Origin of the sequence: Streptomyces sp. NPDC058620 (assembly GCF_042717135.1) — a bacterium.
Classification (GTDB): domain Bacteria; phylum Actinomycetota; class Actinomycetes; order Streptomycetales; family Streptomycetaceae; genus Streptomyces.
Map to the genome: position 1 here is coordinate 1 of NZ_JBHXQO010000008.1, position 17080 is coordinate 17080.

Here is a 17080-nt window from a genome sequence, read left to right on the forward strand (position 1 = left end):
CAGTCCTTGGCCCGGCCGTCGGTGGCGGCCGGGGGGGCGGCGGTGGCCGCCCGCACCGCGGGGGGCCCCTCTGACGGCTCGGGCGGGCCCGCGGCCCCCCCCCCCCCCCGCCCTTCGTCGTCTCGTCGTTCTGGAGCCGCCCGGCTGGGGGAAGTGCTCAGGCCGCCCGGCTGCCGGACGTGCTCAGGCCGCCGCGACGCAGTTCGGGCAGACGCCGCGGTAGGTGACCTCGACGTCCGAGACCGTGAAGCCGAAGCGCTCGGCGTCCGGCAGGTCGGCGAGCGGATTGCCCGACGGGTGTACGTCACGAATGGCGCCGCAGCGCGCGCAGACCAGGTGGTGGTGCGGGCGGTGGGCGTTGGGGTCGTACCGCTTGGCCCGGCGGTCGGTGGAGACCTCGATGACCTCACCGAGCGACACCATCTCGCCCAGCGTGTTGTACACGGTCGCCCGGGAGATCTCGGGCAGTCTCGCGACGGCCCTCGCGTGGACCTCGTCCGCCGTCAGGTGGACGTGGTCGCCGTCGAGAACCTCGGCCACGACACGCCGCTGCGCCGTCATGCGCCAGCCGCGTCCGCGGAGTCGTTCCAGGAGGTCACTCATGAGGCTCAGCCTAACAGTGGGGGAGCCACATCCCGAATGGGTTCGACTTTGGATGCCCACTTGACTTAGACATTGTCCATTGTAGGATCGAGACCGGCATACGCCAGGGACAGGCTGTGCGGGAGACGATGCTGTGCAGGACATGACGCAGGAGGCGCACGTGACGCAGGGACCGCTCACTACGGAGGCCGGCGCGCCGGTAGCCGACAACCAGAACAGCGAGACCGCGGGAGTCGGCGGGCCCGTCCTCGTCCAGGACCAGGCGCTGCTGGAGAAGCTCGCGCACTTCAACCGCGAGCGCATCCCGGAGCGCATCGTGCACGCCCGTGGCGCCGGCGCCTACGGCACGTTCACGCTGACCCGTGACGTCTCGCAGTGGACGCGCGCCAGGTTCCTCTCGGAGGTCGGCAAGCAGACCGAGACCTTCCTGCGCTTCTCCACCGTCGCGGGCAACCTCGGCTCCGCCGACGCGGTGCGGGACCCCCGTGGTTTCGCGCTGAAGTTCTACACCGAGGAGGGAAACTACGACCTCGTCGGCAACAACACCCCGGTGTTCTTCATCAAGGACGCCATCAAGTTCCCCGACTTCATCCACACCCAGAAGCGCGACCCGTACACCGGTTCCCAGGAGGCGGACAACGTCTGGGACTTCTGGGGTCTGTCGCCCGAGTCGACGCACCAGGTGACCTGGCTCTTCGGCGACCGGGGCATCCCGGCCACGCTGCGCCACATGAACGGGTACGGCTCGCACACGTACCAGTGGAACAACGAGGCCGGTGAGGTCTTCTGGGTCAAGTACCACTTCAAGACCGACCAGGGCATCAAGAACCTGACGCAGGCCGAGGCCAACGCGCTCGCCGGTGAGGACCCCGACTCCCACCAGCGCGACCTGCGCGAGGCCATCGAGCGCGGTGACTTCCCGTCGTGGACGGTGCAGGTCCAGATCATGCCGGCGGCCGACGCGGCCACGTACCGCTTCAACCCGTTCGACCTCACCAAGGTGTGGCCGCACGCGGACTACCCGCCGGTCGAGATCGGGAAGCTGGAGCTCAACCGCAACCCCGAGAACATCTTCGCGGAGACCGAGCAGTCCGTCTTCAGCCCCGCGCACTTCGTGCCGGGCATCGGTCCCTCCCCGGACAAGATGCTCCAGGGCCGTCTGTTCGCGTACGGCGACGCCCACCGCTACCGCGTCGGCATCAACGCCGACCACCTGCCGGTGAACCGTCCGCACGCCACCGAGGCGCGCACCAACAGCCGTGACGGGCATCTGTACGACGGCCGCCACAAGGGCGCGAAGAACTACGAGCCGAACAGCTTCGGCGGCCCCTTCCAGACGGACAGGCCCCTGTGGCAGCCGGTCCCGGTCACCGGCGCCACCGGCAACCACGAGGCCCCGGTGCACGCGGAGGACGACGACTTCGTGCAGGCCGGAAACCTCTACCGGCTGTACTCGGAGGACGAGAAGGTCCGGCTGATCGACAACCTCGCCGGGTTCATCGCCAAGGTCTCGCGCGACGACATCGCCGAGCGTGCGATCAACAACTTCCGTCAGGCGGACGGTGACTTCGGCAAGCGGCTGGAGGCCGCGGTCCAGGCCCTGCGCGGCCAGTAAGGACGCTTGTCGTCGACGGCGGGCCGGATTCCCTTCGGGGGTCCGGCCCGCCCCTCGTCCGTACGGGGTGTGGGCTCAGATCACCAGCTCCGCGGGGTGGCGCCTCGCCGGTGCCCAGCAGCGGATGATGTCGCGCACCGAGACGACCCCGACCGGACCGTCGTCGTCCAAAACGATCAGATGCCGGAAGCCACCGTGCGTCATGGCCTCCGCGGCCTCTTCGAGGGTCCAGGTGGGGGCGGCGAAGACCACGTCGGTGGTGGTGTGGGTGGACGCGGTCTCCAGGTCGGGGTTCTGTCCCGAGCCGATCGCGTCGAGGATGTCGCGCTCGGTGATGATGCCGAGCCCGCAGGTGTCCGGATCGTGGACGACGGCTGCTCCGACGCGGCGCGCCGACATCAGGCGGGCCGCTTGGCGGAGTGTGTGGGTCGGGCCGATGGTCAGGACCATCGTGCTCATGGCGTCACGGACGAGCATGAAAGGAGCCACCTCCTTCGTGAGCCGACTCTGTGAGCCGATTCACAAGTTCACAAGTGGGGGGACTCTCAGAGTTGCATCCTTGGGCGGAGTCAACAAGGGGTGGGCGGGAAGACCGAGGGGGCGTGCGAGAGCGCGGCACGGTGGCCTCGCACGCCCCGGCGGTGCGGCGGCCGGGGCGCGGGCGGTGCCTAGTAGCGCTGGTTGAGGTAGCCCAACAGCTCGTGGTGGAGCAGTCCGTTGGAGGCCGCCGCGTTGCCGCCGCCGGGGCCGGAGACCCCGTCCAGGCTGGTGAACCTCCCGCCCGCCTCCTGGACGATGATCGCGTTCGCGGCCATGTCCCAGAGGGAGAGCTCCGGCTCCGCGCAGATGTCCACCGAACCCTCGGCGACCATCATGTACGGCCAGAAGTCCCCGTACCCCCGCGTCCGCCAGCAGGCCCGGGTGAGGTCCATGAAGCCGTCGAGGCGGCCCTGTTCCTCCCAGCCCGTCAGCGAGGAGTACGCGAACGAGGAGTCGGCGATCCGCTCCACCTTCGAGACCTGGAGCCGGGTCGCGGACGTCAGGCTGCGGCCGGAGTACGCGCCGGCGCCCTTCGCCGCCCACCAGCGGCGGTTCAGCGCGGGGGCCGACACCACGCCGACGACGGGCTGGAAGCCGTTCTCCCCGGCCTCCATCAGCGAGATCAGCGTCGCCCAGACCGGCACGCCGCGTACGTAGTTCTTGGTGCCGTCGATCGGGTCGATGACCCAGCGCCGCGGGCCCGTGCCCTCGATGCCGTACTCCTCGCCGAGGATCGCGTCGCGCGGGCGGGCCCGGTGCAGATGACCGCGGATCAGCTCCTCGGCGTGTTTGTCGGCCTCGCTCACCGGAGTCATGTCCGGCTTCGTCTCGACCTTCAGATCGAGAGCCTTGAACCGGTCCATCGTCGCCGCGTCGGCGGCATCCGCGAGTACATGGGCGAGACGCAGATCATCGTGGTAATCGGGCATGTCGTCACAGTATCCACAGCCACCCACCGGGGCTACACGGCCCCGGGACCACGGGTCGGCGCGAGGGCTGTACGAATTCGGCAGCAAGGACGGACTGGCCCGCGCCCTCATCCGGCGCGCGCTCAGGCCGGCGCTCTCCTACGCCGCCGTGCCGTCGGCCGACGCCGCGGCGGACATGGCGCCGCTGGTGCGCGAGGTGGTGGCGCGGCACCCCGGGAGGTACCCGGGGGCCGGTCACTGAGCGGAGCCGGAGAGCTGGAGGCCGATCACACCGATGATCACCAGCGAGATGGAGACCAGCTTGAGCGTGGACACCACGTCGTCGAGGAAGACCATCCCGTAGATCGCCGTACCCGCCGCGCCGATTCCGGTCCACACCGCGTAGGCCGGGCCCACGTCCAGCTTCTTCAGTGCGAGCGTCAGCAGGCCGAAGCTGCCGAGCGCGAACACGCAGAACGCGATCGTCGGCCAGAGCCGGGTGAACCCGTGCGAGAGTTTCAGACACACCGCGAAGCCGGTCTCCAGGATTCCTGCGACCACGACCAGCAGCCACGCCATCGCCGGGTTCCCTCCCACGTAGTGACTGCTTCGTCTCGCTAGAACGCGATTATGCACTTACCAGTCATGGGAGCTCGCAAACGTGCGCGAGTCGCGTGAATCCGTCAGTCGCCCTCGCGCCGTTCCCGGGTGGCGAGCAGCCGCCGCAGCGAGTCGAGCCGCGCGGGGTCGGCATGGCCATCGGCCACCCAGGCGCCGAGCGCGCATTCCGGTTGCTGATCGTCGTGCGTGCAGCCGCGCGGGCACTTCTCGGTGCCGGGCTCCAGGTCGGGGAAGGCCAGGATGACCCGGGACGGGTCGACGTGGTGCAGTCCGAAGGAGCGCACTCCGGGGGTGTCGATCACCCATCCGCGCGCGTCCGGAAGAGGGAGCGCGAGCGCCGACGTGGTGGTGTGCCTGCCACGGCCCGTGACCGCGTTGACGACACCGGTCGTACGCCTTCTGTCCTTCGGTACCAGGGCGTTGACCAGGGTCGTCTTGCCGACCCCGGAGTGCCCGACGAAGGCGGTGATCCGGTCGTTCAGCTGCTCGCGCACGCGCTCGGCCGCGTCACCGCTCTCCAGCTCCTCACGGTTGGTCACGATGTACGGGACGCCCAGCGGCGTGTACGCGGCCAGCAGCGCGTCCGGCGGGGCCAGGTCCGACTTCGTGAGGACGAGGAGCGGGGTGAGCCCGCCGTCGTACGCCGCGACGAGGCAGCGGTCGATCATGCGCGGGCGCGGTTCCGGATCGGCGAGGGCGGTGACGATTGCCAGTTGGTCCGCGTTGGCGACGACCACGCGCTCGTACGGATCGTCGTCGTCGGCCGTGCGTCGCAGTACCGAGCGGCGTGAGCCGATGCGGACGATGCGGGCCAGGGTGTCCTTGTCGCCGGAGAGGTCACCCACGATGGAGACGGTGTCGCCGACCACCGCGGCCTTGCGGCCCAGCTCGCGGGCCTTCATCGCCATCACCGTACGACCGTCCACCAGGCAGGTGAGCCGGCCCCGGTCGACGGTGAGGACCATGCCGTCCTGGGCCTCTTCGTGTTTCGGCCGTGTGTGGGTTCGTGGCCGGTTGCCCTTGGGGTTCGGGCGGACGCGGATGTCGTCCTCGTCGGGGTTCTTGCCGTAGCGGCGCATGTCGTCAGGCCCCGGCCGTTCCGGTGGACCCGAGCATCGCGGTCCACATCTCGGGGAAGTCCGGCAGCGTCTTCGCGGTGGTGCCCACGTTCTCGATCTCCACACCCGGTACGGCGAGGCCGATGATCGACCCGGCCGTGGCCATCCGGTGGTCGTCGTACGTATGGAAGGTACCGCCGTGCAGCGGGCGCGGCCGGATGTGCAGGCCGTCGGCGGTCTCGGTGACGTCGCCGCCGAGCTCGTTGATCTCCTTGGTGAGCGCCGCCAGCCGGTCCGTCTCGTGGAGCCGCAGATGGGCCACGCCGCGCAGGGTGGAGGGGGAGTCGGCGAGGGCCGCGACGGCGGCGATGCCCGGAGTCAGCTCGCCGACCTCGCTCAGATCCACGTCGAGGCCGTGGACGCGGCCCGAGCCGGTGAAGGTGAGCCCGTGTTCGGTCAGCTCGCAGCTGCCACCCATCGTGGTGAAGATCTCGCGCAGCGCGTCACCTGGCTGGGTGGTGCGCAGCGGCCAGTCGGGGACGGTGACCCGGCCCCCGGTGACCAGCGCGGCGGCCAGGAACGGCTGGGCGTTGGAGAGGTCGGGTTCGACGGTCAGATCGCGGCCGAGCAGCGCCGAGTGGGAGACCCGCCACACATTGGGCTCGCCGCCCGTCTCCGGCTCGTCCACCTGCGCGCCGATGGCCCGCAGCATGTCCACGGTCATCCGGATGTGCGGCATGGAGGGGAGTGTCGAGCCCGTGTGCCGTACCTCGACGCCCTGATTGAAGCGGGGGGCCGACAGCAGCAGCGCCGAGACGAACTGGGAGGACGAGGAGGCGTCGATCTCCACCGAACCGCCCTCCAGCGCACCGGCGCCGTGGACGGTCAGCGGCAGCGCGCCGCGCGCCTCGTCGTCGATCCTGGCGCCCAGGGTGCGCAGGGCGTCGATCACGCCGTTCAGGGGGCGCTCGTAGGAGCGGGCGTCGCCGTCGAAGCGGACGGGGCCGTCGGCGAGGGTCGCGACGGGCGGGAGGAAGCGCATGACCGTTCCGGCGTTGCCGACGTCGACCGTGGCCGGGCCGTGCAGGCCGGCGGGGATGACCCGCCATGCCTCGCCCGAGCCGTCGGGGCCGATGCCCTCCTCGATGCCGACGCCCATCGTGCGCAGTGCCTGGGCCATCAGCAGGGTGTCGCGGGAGCGCAGCGGGCGCCGCAGCCAGCCGGGCTCGGAGGAGAGGGCGGCCAGGACGAGCGCCCGGTTGGTGACCGATTTCGATCCGGGCACGGTGACGGTCGCGTCGACGGCTCCGCTCGCGTGGGGGGCGGGCCAGAGGGCGGGGCGCACGGAACTTTCGGTCATGGCCCTCACTTTAGTGGCTCCTCGCAAACCCGGATCTTGATCAAATAGGCGGAAACCGGGGCGTAACGTGAGGGTGATAGGGGCCGTGCGGCGCTGTCGGCCGTCACAGACCGAGCAGCCAGCGCCCTCCGCCGATCAGCGAGCAGAGGGACACCGCGTGGAAGAGGAACAGCCAGAGCGCGGCCGGTGCGTCCGTGAGCCGCGCCAGCTGGTCCGCGTCGGAATCCGGCGCACCGCCGTGCCGCCGTTTGGACTGCAGCTCGAACGCGGGACGGACGCCGCCCAGCAGCAGGAACCAGACGGCGGTGTACGCGAAGAGCGACTGCCACGCGGCCGAGGCCAGCCAGGACACCAGCAGGAAGGTCGATCCGGTGAGGATCACCGTCAGCGCCCCGTACACGTTGCGGATCATCACCAGCATGACCGCGAGCAGCGCCGTGGCCAGCCACAGCAGGAGCGTGATCCTGCCGTTGACCAGCAGCCATGCCCCGCCGAGGCCGAGGAGCGGCGGCGCCGTGTACCCCGCGGCGGCCGTGAGGATCATGCCGATGCCGGTCGGCTTGCCGCGGCTCACGGTCAGTCCGCTGGTGTCCGAGTGCAGCCGGATTCCGGAGAGCCGGCGTCCGGTGACGAGGGCGACCAGCCCGTGGCCGCCCTCGTGCGCGATGGTGATCGCGTTCCGTGAGAGCCGCCATATGAGATTCGGTACGACGGCTACGAGCGCGACGGTGGCGGTCACGACGACCAGCCACTGTTCGGGCAGCGGCTGGGTACCGAAGACGCGATCCCACAGATCGCCCAGATCGGTGCTGTTCATTGGCCGGGCGGCTCCTTGCGTTCGTGACGGGAGGTCGTGGCAGTCTGGCACTTATGTGCGGACGGTATGCAGCGAGTCGGCGGCCCGAGGATCTGACCGGGCTCTTCGGAATCGAGAAGTGGGAGCCGGCCGAGGCCCTGGAGCCCGACTGGAACGTGGCGCCGACCAAGGAGGTCTACGCCGTACTGGAACGTCCTGTGAAGGACGCGGACGATCAACGTCCGGTTCGCCAGCTCCGTGCCCTGAAGTGGGGACTCGTGCCTTCCTGGGCGAAGTCGCGGGAGGGCGCCGCCCGCATGATCAACGCCCGCGCCGAGACGGTGCACGAGAAGCCGTCCTTCCGCCGCCCCTTCGCCTCGCAGCGCTGCATCCTGCCCGCCGACGGCTACTACGAGTGGGTCACCGGCACCGAGGAACGCCAACTGGAGGAGAAGGGCAGGAAGAAGCGGCCCCGCAAGCAGCCGTACTTCGTGACGCCCGCCGACGGATCGGTCTTCGCGATGGCCGGACTGTACGAGTTCTGGCGCGACCGGACCCTTCCCGACGACCACCCCCAGGCGTGGTGGGTGACCTGTTCGGTGATCACGACCGAGGCGGAGACGTCCCCGCTCGCCGTCGCCCCCGCCGAGGGGCCCGCCGCCCTCGCCGACATCCACCCCCGGATGCCGCTGATGCTCACCCCGGACCGGTGGGACGCCTGGCTCGACCCCGCGCGCACCGAGGTCGAGGAACTGAAGGGGCTGCTCACCCCGCCGCCCGGCGGGCTGATGCGGGCCTACCCGGTGGCCACAGAGGTCAGCAACGTCCGCAACAACGGGCCGGAACTGCTGGAGGAGCTGGCCGCGCCGGAGGTGGCGACGCTGTTCTGAGGGCTCCGGCTTGATTTGATGGCCCTGTGAGTCGTGCAGAGAAAGTGCAAACGGTCGACACGGACGCCGGGCCCGCCCGGATCACCTGGACGCTTCCGTCCGAGGCCCGCCTGGTGCTCGCCCTCGGCCACGGCGCGGGCGGTGGCATCGAGGCCCGTGACCTGAAGGCCCTCGCCGCCGCGCTGCCCGGCGAGGGGGTGGGCGTCGCCCTGGTGGAGCAGCCGTGGCGCGTGGCCGGCAAGAAGCTCGCGCCCGCCCCGAAGACGCTGGACACCGGATGGCGGGGGCTGTGGCCCGCGCTGACCGCGCCGGGGCTGCCCGTCGTCGCCGGCGGGCGCAGCGCCGGTGCCAGGGTCGCCTGCCGCACGGCGTCCGGGCTCGGCGCCCGAGCCGTCCTCGCGCTCAGCTTCCCGCTGCATCCGCCGGGCAGGCCGGAGAAGTCGCGGGCGGACGAGCTGCTCGGCGCGGGCGTGCCCACTCTCGTCGTGCAGGGCGGCAACGACCCGTTCGGGCGGCCCGCCGAATTCCCGCCGGGGGAGTACGAGCTCGCCGAGGTGGAGTACGGGGACCACGGCTTCGCCGTACCGAAGCGGTCGGGCCTGAGCGAGGATCAGGTGATGTCCGTCATCACCGGTGCGGCGGCCCGGTGGCTGGCCTCCCTGGTGTGACCCACGCCCCCGGGAATGATGCGTGGGGGGCCGCTGTTGTTCGGGACGTCGGTACAACAACGTCGTCTGTGGAGAGGGAGTCCGTCGCATGGGTTCGACCATCTGCCCGCGCCGCTCGAACACTGCTGACCTGGAGTGGACGGTGCTGCATGCGGCCAAGACCGCTCCCGAGCGGGCGCTGAGCGGATCGGATCGACAGCCCGCCTCGAAGCAAGGTCGACTATTCTCCGATTCGAGCGGGTCCGGTTTCGGCTCCGCCACATCGTTGGAGGAGGTGGGTCCGGTCACTGGGACCGACACAGGGACCGACGACGGCCGCGCAGAGGAGACGACCGCCGAGCGCAACGCGCGGTTCGAGCGGGACGCTCTCGGGTTTCTCGACCAGATGTACTCGGCCGCGCTGCGTATGACGCGGAACCCGGCCGATGCCGAGGATCTGGTCCAGGAGACGTATGCCAAGGCGTACGGCTCCTTCCACCAGTTCCGTGAGGGTACGAACCTCAAGGCGTGGATGTACCGCATCCTTACCAACACGTTCATCAACTCGTATCGCAAGAAGCAGCGCGAGCCCCAGCGCAGCGCTGCCGAGGAGATCGAGGACTGGCAGCTGGCGCGCGCCGAGTCGCACATGTCGACAGGTCTGCGCTCCGCGGAGTCCCAGGCTCTCGACCATCTGCCGGACTCCGACGTGAAGGCCGCGCTCCAGGCGATCCCCGAAGAGTTCCGCATCGCGGTCTACCTCGCAGACGTAGAGGGCTTTGCCTACAAGGAGATCGCGGACATCATGGGGACTCCCATCGGTACGGTGATGTCCCGACTGCACCGCGGCCGCCGGCAACTGCGCGGCATGCTGGAGGACTACGCCCGTGAGCGCGGGCTCGTCCCCGCCGGTGCCGGTGAGTCGGACGATCGGAAAGGCTCGGCCTCATGAGCTGCGGAGAGCCGCACGAGACGGATTGCTCAGAGGTTCTCGATCATCTCTACGAGTTCCTCGACCATGAGATGCCCGAGGGCGACTGCACGAAGTTCGAGGTGCACTTCGAGGAGTGCTCCCCGTGCCTGGAGAAGTACGGCCTGGAGCAGGCCGTGAAGAAGCTGGTGAAGCGCTGCTGCGGTCAGGACGACGTCCCGACCGATCTGCGCTCCAAGGTGATGGGCCGGATCGACCTGATCCGCTCGGGTCAGGCGGTTCCCGAGCAGGACCTCTCGATGGACACCGCGGGCATGCCGACACCCGCCGCGGAGTAACCGCGCACCACCGCCGTTTGCGAAGGGCACGCCGTTGCGCGGCGTGCCCTTCGGCGTACCGCCCGGGCCCCCGCCCATCACCCGAATGCGCTAATCGGACTCATCGGGGCTCGGCCGCGCGCCCAACTCGCTAGCCTGGCGCCTCCATTGACCACGCGGGGGGCGGGCGGTACGGGTGAGGAGCACACCGCGGGCGGCACGCGTCTGCATCCTGGGCGCGGTGATCTGTGCCGTCCTGTGTTCCTTACCCGCGTGGACCCCGGGAGCCGCCACCCCGTGGGGCACCCTCGCCCTCCTCACCACGCTCTACCTCGTCTGTGAACTTCCCGGCCGCTGCCCCTTCTTCGGCAGCTCCGTACCGATCAGCGCGGGATCGTTCTTTCCGCTGCTGCTCGCCGCCGCGTTCCTGCTGCCGCCGGCCGCCGCCGCCCTCGTGGCGATTTTGGGGTCGCTCGCCGGCCGGGTGGAGCAGCCTCCCTTCGCCGCCCGCCGCGTATGGCGGGCCGCACAGCTCTCGGTCACCGTGTGGGCCGCCTCGTGCGCCCACACGGTGCTCGGCGGGCCCGGGGCGCTCGGCGGCGGAAGCGGGGACCAGGGTGTCCCGGATTTTCCGTACGCCCTGCTGCCCGCCTGCGCCGCCGCCCTCGCCTTCAGCCTCGTCCTGACCGTGCTGGACGGCTGCATCCTCGTCACGGCCGAGCGGCAGCCCGCCCGGCACGCCTGGCGCGGCCTGCTGCCGCACTCGCTGGGGCCGCACCTGGTGCACGCGCTCGCCGGGCTGATGATGGCCGTCCTGTGGCGCAGCTCGTACGGCCCGCTGTCGGCGCTCTTCGTGCTGCTGCCGATGTACATCTCCTGCTGGGTCTTCGCCCAGTACCACCGCGAGCACGCCGCGCACCGCGCGACGATCAGGGCGCTGGTGCAGGCCGTCGACATCAAGGACAAGTACACCCGCGGGCACAGCGAGCGGGTGGGCAAGGCATCCGTGCTGATCGCCCGCGAGCTCGGCATGCAGGAGAGCCGGCTCGAAGCCCTCCGGTTCGCCGGAATCCTGCACGACGTCGGCAAGCTGGGCGTCCCCACCCGGGTCCTGCGCAAGGACGGCCCGCTGACACCGGAGGAGCGCCGGGTCATCGAACTGCATCCGGAGTACGGGCACGAGATCGTCCGGGGCATCGGCTTCCTGGACGAGGCACGGGCGGCGATCCTGCACCATCACGAGCGGCTCGACGGCAGCGGCTATCCGTACGGCCTCAGCGGGCGGCAGATCCCCGAGTTCGCCCGGGTCGTCGCCGTCGCCGACGCCTTCGACGCGATGACCTCCACCCGCTCCTACCGGCGTGGGCGGCCCGTCCCGGCCGCCGTCGCGGAGCTCGAACGGTGCGCGGGCAGCCAGTTCGATCCGCAGATGGTGGGGGCGCTGGCGCGGGGGCTCGCGCGGCACGGCTGGTCGGGCGCCGCCACCGCCGTCACGGCGGACGAGGTGGCGGTGCGGGAGCGGATGCCGGTGCCGGGGGCTCGGGAGGAGGGCGCCGGGGACGTCCGGCGGCCGTCCCCGGCACCATCGCCGGACGGGCGTGAGAGGGCCGCGGATGGTCGTGAAGCGGCGGACCGGGGGGACGGGACGGATGTGTCCGCGGAGCGTCCCGGGTGAGCCGGGTCCGGGTGCGGCCGGCCGGCCGCCCCGCCGCCCTGGCCGTCCGCGGGGCCGCGCTCGTCCTCACCGTCGCCGCGTTCGCCCACACCCTCTGGTACGGCATCGCCGAGCCGGGGCACGCCCTCTGCTTCGCCGCCCTCGTGGTGACCGGCGAGCTGGCGCGCTGGGGGGCCGTGCCGGGTGAGCGGGAGCCCGCACCCCTCGGCGCCGCCGGAGCCCTCGCGTACGCCCTCCTGGGACGCAGCGGCGGGGAACCCACCACTCACGGGGCCTTCCAGGTGGTCGCCGTCGTCGTCGCCGCGCAGCTCCTCGCCGCCGTGCCCCATGTGGCGCGCGGCAACGGACCCGGCCCCGATCTGGCGGCCCGCCGCATCCTGACCGTCGGGTTCGCCGCCGTGTGCTTCCAGCCTCTCTACAACTCGGGTCAGTCCGGACGCTGGTTCGGCGACGGCCCGTACTTCGTCCTCTTCCTGCTTCTGCTGCTGGCCCTGACCGCCCTGTGCGACGCCGTGCTCGCCGCGCTGCTGCTGCACTCCCGCACCCGCTATCCGTACGGCCCGCTGCTCCGCGACGAGCTGCGGGCCCTCATCGGCATCGGCTCCGCGGTCTGCGCGACCGGCGCCGTGATGGCGATCGGGGTCGCCGTCGCGGGGCTGTGGGCGCTGCCCGTCCTGTGCGTGCCGCTGCTGCTCACCCAGGTCTCCTACCGCCGGTTCGCCGCCGTCCGTACGACCTACCGGCAGACCATCGCCTCCCTGGCCCGCTCCACGGAGATCGCCGGATACACCCCGCACGGGCACGCCCGCCGGGTCGCCGAGCTCTCCACCGCCGTGGGACGGGAGCTGGGCCTGTCCGGGCGGGAACTGACCGTCCTTGAGTACGCGGCGCTGATGCACGACATCGGTCAGCTCTCGCTCGTGGACCCGGTGGCCGAGGGGGCCACCGCCACCCTGCCGCCCGCCGACCAGCGCCGGATCGCGCTCCTGGGCGGGGCGGTGGTCCGCCAGACGGGAGTGGACACCGCGGTCGCGGTGGTGGTGGAGCAGCAGGCCGACCCCTACCGCGAGCAGCCGCTGTCCGCCAGGATCGTCCGGGCGGTCAACGCATACGACGACCTGTGCGGGGAAAGCGCCATCGGGCCGCTCGGAGCTCTGGAACAGCTCAGGCTGGGCACCGGCCACGACTACCAGCCCCAGGTCGTGGAAGCGCTGGCCGGCGTCCTGGCACGGGGCGGTCTGACCCAGGTCCGGCCTGGGTAACCCATGGGTAATGAGCGGGCGTCCGGCCGGGCATGGTTGGATGCGAAAGTAGAGCGGAAAACGAGGGTGTCCAGTCGGGACAGGCGGGAATCGTGAGGATCTTCGGGAAGGTACGGCATCGGCCCTCCGCCTCTTGGCGGCAGGCCACGGACCGCGCGTTCACGCTGATCGGCGACGGCCGGTACGAGGACGCGGGGGCGCTGCTGACACGCGCGGTTGACCTGGAACCCTGGCTCTCCGAGTCCTGGTTCAATCTGGCGCTGCTGCACAAGTTCAGGCACGACTGGGAGCAGGCGAGGGCCGCGGGTCTGCGGGCCGTGGCGCTCCTGGACCGGGAGTCCGGGGCGCCGGACTGGTGGAACGTCGGGATCGCGGCCACCGCGCTCCAGGACTGGCCGCTGGCGCGCAGGGCGTGGCAGGCGTACGGGCTCAAGGTCCCGGGCAACGGGCAGCACAGCGCGGCGGCCACCAGCGAGCCGCTCGGCATGGAGCTGGGCAGCGCGGCGGTACGGCTGTCGCCCGAGGGCGAGTCCGAGGTGGTCTGGGGCCGCAGGCTGGATCCGGCACGCATGGAGGTGCTGTCGATCCCGCTGCCCTCCTCCGGCCGGCGGTGGGGCGAGGTCGTCCTGCACGACGGGGTGCCGCACGGCGAGCGGGTCACCGCCGCCGGGCCCTCGTATCCGGTCTTCGACGAGATCGAGCTGTGGGCGCCCTCTCCCGTACCCACCTGGGTCGTGCTCCTGGAAGCGGCGACCGAGGCGGACCGGGACGCACTGGAGCAGCTCGCGTCCGACGCCGGGTTCGCCGCCGAGGACTGGTCGTCATCCGTACGGCTGCTCTGCCGGGCCTGCTCGGAGAGCAGGATGGAGAGCGACGAGGGCGACGGCGAGCACCTCGATCCGCACGACCACAGCGAGCCGGGCCACCCGGGTCCGCTGGGCCACCGCACGGCCGGTGACCTCTGGGTGCCGGAGCGCGAATGCGGTCTCGCGGCACCGGCGGGGCTGGTGCGCGGGCTGCTGGACGGCTGGGTCGCGGACAGCCCGGACAGCCGTGAGTGGCGGGATCTCGAAGAAGTCTGCTGAGCGGTGCCCGTAGGCTGTACGGGCACCGAATTCCGGTGCCGGTTATCCCGGGGTTCACGGGTTTCAGGTTTGCAGGAAGGCGTACGGCGGACATGGCGCAGCAGGAGACGGACGAGCAGATCAGCGTCGACGACGAGGGTTTCCTCGTCGACACCGAGGACTGCGAGGCACGTGAGGCGGCGTACCGCGAGCGCGGTACCTCGCGGCCGGTCACGGTCGTGGGCAACCCGGTGCTCCACAAGGAGTGCAAGGACGTCACCGCGTTCGACGACGAGCTGGCCCGGCTGATCGACGACATGTTCGCCAGCCAGCGGACGGCGGAGGGCGTGGGCCTGGCCGCCAACCAGATCGGCGTGGACCTCAAGGTCTTCGTCTACGACTGCATGGACGACGACGGTGTGCGGCACGTCGGTGCGATCTGCAACCCGGTGCTCGAGGAGCTGCCGCCCCAGGAGCGCGTCCTGGACGACTCCAACGAGGGCTGCCTCTCCGTGCCGACGGCGTACGCCGCGCTCGCCCGCCCCGATTACGCGGTGGTGCGCGGGCAGGACGCGAAGGGCAACCCGGTCAGGGTGCGGGGCAACGGCTACTTCGCACGCTGCCTCCAGCACGAGACGGACCACCTGTACGGCTACCTGTACATCGACCGGCTCTCGAAGCGGGACCGCAAGGACGCGCTGCGGCAGATGGCCGAGGGCACGCCGCGCTACGAGGTCGTCCCCAACGACTGACCGCTCACGCTCCGTGGACGGGGCCCTGTCGCCGGTACGGCCGGCGGCGGGGCCCCGTCCGTGTACCGGGTGGGGTGACGGTCAACCACTGTTTCTCCAGGCATAGTTGACGCGCGTCGACTCGTCCGACAGTCTCACCCCCAACACCTCACCGTGGTAGGGAGCTCCCCATGCTCAGACGCACCGCACACGCCATGCTCAGCATTGTCATGGCCATGGCTTTCGCAATAGGCGGAGCCGTACTGACCGCCGGCCCCGCACAGGCCGACGGCTGCTTCACCTGGACCAGGACACTTTCCCAGGGCGCCACCGGCAACGATGTCACCCAGCTCCAGATCCGGGTGGCCGGATACCCCGGATACAACGCCGTCCTCGCCATCGACGGTTCGTACGGCCCGGCCACCACCGCGGCGGTCCAGCGGTTCCAGGCCGCCTACGGCCTCGCCGCGGACGGCGTCGCCGGTCCCGCCACCCAGTCCAAGCTGTACGCGCTCCAGGACGACGACTGCACCCCGATCCACTTCACGTACCCCGAGCTCAACAACTGCAACAGCACCTGGGCGGGCGGAGCGGTCGCCGCGGGCACGGCCAGGGCCAATGCCCTGAGCTCGATGTGGAAGCTGGAGGCGCTCCGGCACGCGCTCGGTGACGCCTCCATCCGTGTGACCAGCGGCTTCCGGTCCTACTCCTGCAACTCCGCGGTCGGCGGAGCCTCGAACAGCCGCCATCTGTACGGTGACGCCGTCGACCTCGGCTCGGGGCCGCACTCGCTGTGCACCCTCGCCAAGCAGGCCCGTAACCACGGCTTCAACGGGATTCTCGGCCCGGGCTACGCCGGTCACGGTGACCACGTCCACGTCAACCAGGGGCCCAGCCGCTTCTGGTCGGCGTCGAGCTGCGGAATCTGAGCCGCGTCACGACCGGTCGCACAGGAGCCCCGCCCGGGAGGAATCCGGGCGGGGCATCGTGCGTCCTGGGAGTCTCAGGCCACCTCGGGCACCGCGGCCGGGCCGCGGAAGGTCCGGCGGTAGGCGTGCGGAGTGGTGTCGAGCGAGCGCACGAACTGGTGGCGGAGCGCCGCCGCGGTACCGAAGCCGGTCCGGGCGGCGATCGTGTCCATGGTCTCGTCGGAGCTCTCCAGCAAGCGCTGGGCCAGGAGCACCCGTTGGCGCAGCAGCCAGCGGTACGGCGTGGTCCCCGTCTCCTGCTGGAAGCGGCGTGCGAAGGTGCGCGGCGACATGTGGGCCAGACCGGCGAGCTGCTCGACGGTCAGCTCCTGGTCGAGATTGCGTTCCATCCAGGCGAGCGTCTCGCCGACCGTGTCGCACGCGGCCCGGGGCAGCGGGCGCTCGATGTACTGCGCCTGCCCGCCGTCGCGGTGCGGCGGCACGACCATACGGCGGGCGACCGCGTTGGCGACCTCCTGCCCGTGCGCCTGCCGCACGAGGTGGAGCGAGGCGTCGATGCCCGCTGCCGTGCCCGCGGAGCTGATGACCGGGCCGTCGTCCACATACAGCACGTCGGGCTCGACGACGGCCAGGGGGAAACGGCGGGCCAGTTCGGCCGCGTGGCGCCAGTGGGTGGTGCAGCGGCGCCCGTCCAGCAGTCCGGCCGCGCCGAGCACGTACGCGCCGGAGCAGACGCTCAGCACGCGGGCGCCGCGGTCCACGGCCCGGCGCAGGGAGTCGAGAGCCTCCTCGGGATAAGTCCGGTCCGCGAAATGGCTGCCCGCGGGGACGGCGATGAGGTCGGCCTCGTCCAGCCGGTCGAGGCCGTACGGGGTGCTGATCGTGAATCCGGCGTGGGTCCGCAGGACCGGCCCCTCCGCGGAGACCACCGCGAAGTCGTGTACGGGCAGGCCCGCTTCGCTGCGGTCGAGCCCGAAGACCTCGCACAGCACGCCGAGTTCGAAGGGGTGTACCTCGTCGAGCAGGAGGACGGCGACGTTGTTCAGCTTGGACATGGCGACAGTGTGGCAGTAATTCGATGGTGTGTGACAGTCCTGCCACTGCCGGATTCTGTCCGGAGGGACGACAGTAGA

Annotated in this window: 19 protein-coding genes; 11 read left to right on the top strand and 8 right to left on the bottom strand. The window is 71.0% G+C overall.

Annotation, left to right across the window (positions count from 1 at the left end; translation table 11 throughout):
• Positions 1 to 183 precede the first annotated feature (183 nt).
• A complete protein-coding gene (locus tag ACFWSK_RS10880; protein WP_383783556.1) occupies positions 184 to 603 on the bottom strand; it encodes a Fur family transcriptional regulator in 420 nt (139 codons plus the stop codon).
• 142 nt (positions 604 to 745) lie between these two features.
• On the opposite strand from ACFWSK_RS10880, the gene ACFWSK_RS10885 reads away from it, so the two are divergent.
• On the top strand, positions 746 to 2218 hold the full coding sequence (locus tag ACFWSK_RS10885; protein ID WP_383783725.1) for a catalase: 1473 nt from the start codon (positions 746 to 748) through the stop codon (positions 2216 to 2218).
• A 75-nt stretch (positions 2219 to 2293) separates the two neighbouring features.
• Here the strand turns inward: ACFWSK_RS10885 and ACFWSK_RS10890 are convergent, their stop codons facing one another.
• Positions 2294 to 2695, bottom strand: a complete 402-nt coding sequence (locus ACFWSK_RS10890; protein ID WP_383783557.1) for a cyclic nucleotide-binding/CBS domain-containing protein — start codon at positions 2693 to 2695, stop codon at positions 2294 to 2296.
• A 191-nt stretch (positions 2696 to 2886) separates the two neighbouring features.
• Positions 2887 to 3687 carry a histidinol-phosphatase gene (gene hisN, locus ACFWSK_RS10895; RefSeq protein ID WP_383783558.1) on the bottom strand — a complete coding sequence of 267 codons (801 nt, stop codon included), beginning with the start codon at positions 3685 to 3687 and terminating at the stop codon, positions 2887 to 2889.
• Between hisN and ACFWSK_RS10900 the strand changes: the two genes are divergently transcribed.
• Positions 3686 to 3928: a hypothetical protein gene (locus tag ACFWSK_RS10900; RefSeq protein ID WP_383783559.1), complete on the top strand. Its 243-nt coding sequence runs from the start codon at positions 3686 to 3688 to the stop codon at positions 3926 to 3928. The two genes, hisN and ACFWSK_RS10900, sit on opposite strands and share 2 nt — an antisense overlap.
• Here ACFWSK_RS10900 and ACFWSK_RS10905 read toward each other — a convergent pair.
• From ACFWSK_RS10905 to ACFWSK_RS10920, 4 genes are all read right to left on the bottom strand, one after another.
• Positions 3922 to 4245: a DMT family transporter gene (locus tag ACFWSK_RS10905; RefSeq protein ID WP_383783560.1), complete on the bottom strand. Its 324-nt coding sequence runs from the start codon at positions 4243 to 4245 to the stop codon at positions 3922 to 3924. The two genes, ACFWSK_RS10900 and ACFWSK_RS10905, sit on opposite strands and share 7 nt — an antisense overlap.
• A gap of 104 nt (positions 4246 to 4349) precedes the next feature.
• Positions 4350 to 5366: a ribosome small subunit-dependent GTPase A gene (rsgA, locus tag ACFWSK_RS10910; RefSeq protein WP_383783561.1), complete on the bottom strand. Its 1017-nt coding sequence runs from the start codon at positions 5364 to 5366 to the stop codon at positions 4350 to 4352.
• Between the two features lie 4 nt (positions 5367 to 5370).
• Complete coding sequence (gene aroA / locus ACFWSK_RS10915; RefSeq protein ID WP_383783562.1) at positions 5371 to 6705, bottom strand: 3-phosphoshikimate 1-carboxyvinyltransferase; 1335 nt, start codon at positions 6703 to 6705, stop codon at positions 5371 to 5373.
• Between the two features lie 103 nt (positions 6706 to 6808).
• Positions 6809 to 7522, bottom strand: a complete 714-nt coding sequence (locus ACFWSK_RS10920) for a M50 family metallopeptidase (protein ID WP_383783563.1) — start codon at positions 7520 to 7522, stop codon at positions 6809 to 6811.
• A gap of 53 nt (positions 7523 to 7575) precedes the next feature.
• On the opposite strand from ACFWSK_RS10920, the gene ACFWSK_RS10925 reads away from it, so the two are divergent.
• From ACFWSK_RS10925 to ACFWSK_RS10965, 9 genes are all read left to right on the top strand, one after another.
• Complete coding sequence (locus ACFWSK_RS10925; RefSeq protein WP_383783564.1) at positions 7576 to 8391, top strand: SOS response-associated peptidase; 816 nt, start codon at positions 7576 to 7578, stop codon at positions 8389 to 8391.
• A 26-nt stretch (positions 8392 to 8417) separates the two neighbouring features.
• Positions 8418 to 9059, top strand: coding sequence for an alpha/beta family hydrolase (locus ACFWSK_RS10930; RefSeq protein ID WP_383783565.1), 642 nt, complete (start codon positions 8418 to 8420; stop codon positions 9057 to 9059).
• A 274-nt stretch (positions 9060 to 9333) separates the two neighbouring features.
• On the top strand, positions 9334 to 9990 hold the full coding sequence (locus tag ACFWSK_RS10935) for a sigma-70 family RNA polymerase sigma factor (RefSeq protein ID WP_195826154.1): 657 nt from the start codon (positions 9334 to 9336) through the stop codon (positions 9988 to 9990).
• Positions 9987 to 10307: a mycothiol system anti-sigma-R factor gene (gene rsrA, locus ACFWSK_RS10940; protein ID WP_383783566.1), complete on the top strand. Its 321-nt coding sequence runs from the start codon at positions 9987 to 9989 to the stop codon at positions 10305 to 10307. Before ACFWSK_RS10935 ends, rsrA begins: the two co-directional genes overlap by 4 nt.
• A gap of 175 nt (positions 10308 to 10482) precedes the next feature.
• The gene (locus ACFWSK_RS10945; protein ID WP_383783567.1) at positions 10483 to 11961 is read left to right on the top strand and encodes an HD-GYP domain-containing protein; all 1479 of its coding nucleotides are present in this window, start codon (positions 10483 to 10485) and stop codon (positions 11959 to 11961) included.
• Entirely contained in the window at positions 11958 to 13223 is a 1266-nt protein-coding gene (locus tag ACFWSK_RS10950; protein WP_383783568.1) for an HD-GYP domain-containing protein, read from the top strand. Before ACFWSK_RS10945 ends, ACFWSK_RS10950 begins: the two co-directional genes overlap by 4 nt.
• A gap of 92 nt (positions 13224 to 13315) precedes the next feature.
• The gene (locus ACFWSK_RS10955) at positions 13316 to 14308 is read left to right on the top strand and encodes a tetratricopeptide repeat protein (protein WP_382727628.1); all 993 of its coding nucleotides are present in this window, start codon (positions 13316 to 13318) and stop codon (positions 14306 to 14308) included.
• 92 nt (positions 14309 to 14400) lie between these two features.
• Positions 14401 to 15039 carry a peptide deformylase gene (gene def, locus ACFWSK_RS10960; protein WP_383783569.1) on the top strand — a complete coding sequence of 213 codons (639 nt, stop codon included), beginning with the start codon at positions 14401 to 14403 and terminating at the stop codon, positions 15037 to 15039.
• A 170-nt stretch (positions 15040 to 15209) separates the two neighbouring features.
• Entirely contained in the window at positions 15210 to 15947 is a 738-nt protein-coding gene (locus ACFWSK_RS10965) for a D-Ala-D-Ala carboxypeptidase family metallohydrolase (protein WP_383783570.1), read from the top strand.
• 74 nt (positions 15948 to 16021) lie between these two features.
• Here ACFWSK_RS10965 and ACFWSK_RS10970 read toward each other — a convergent pair whose 3' ends face one another.
• On the bottom strand, positions 16022 to 17002 hold the full coding sequence (locus ACFWSK_RS10970) for a GlxA family transcriptional regulator (RefSeq protein WP_383783571.1): 981 nt from the start codon (positions 17000 to 17002) through the stop codon (positions 16022 to 16024).
• Positions 17003 to 17080: the final 78 nt, after the last annotated feature.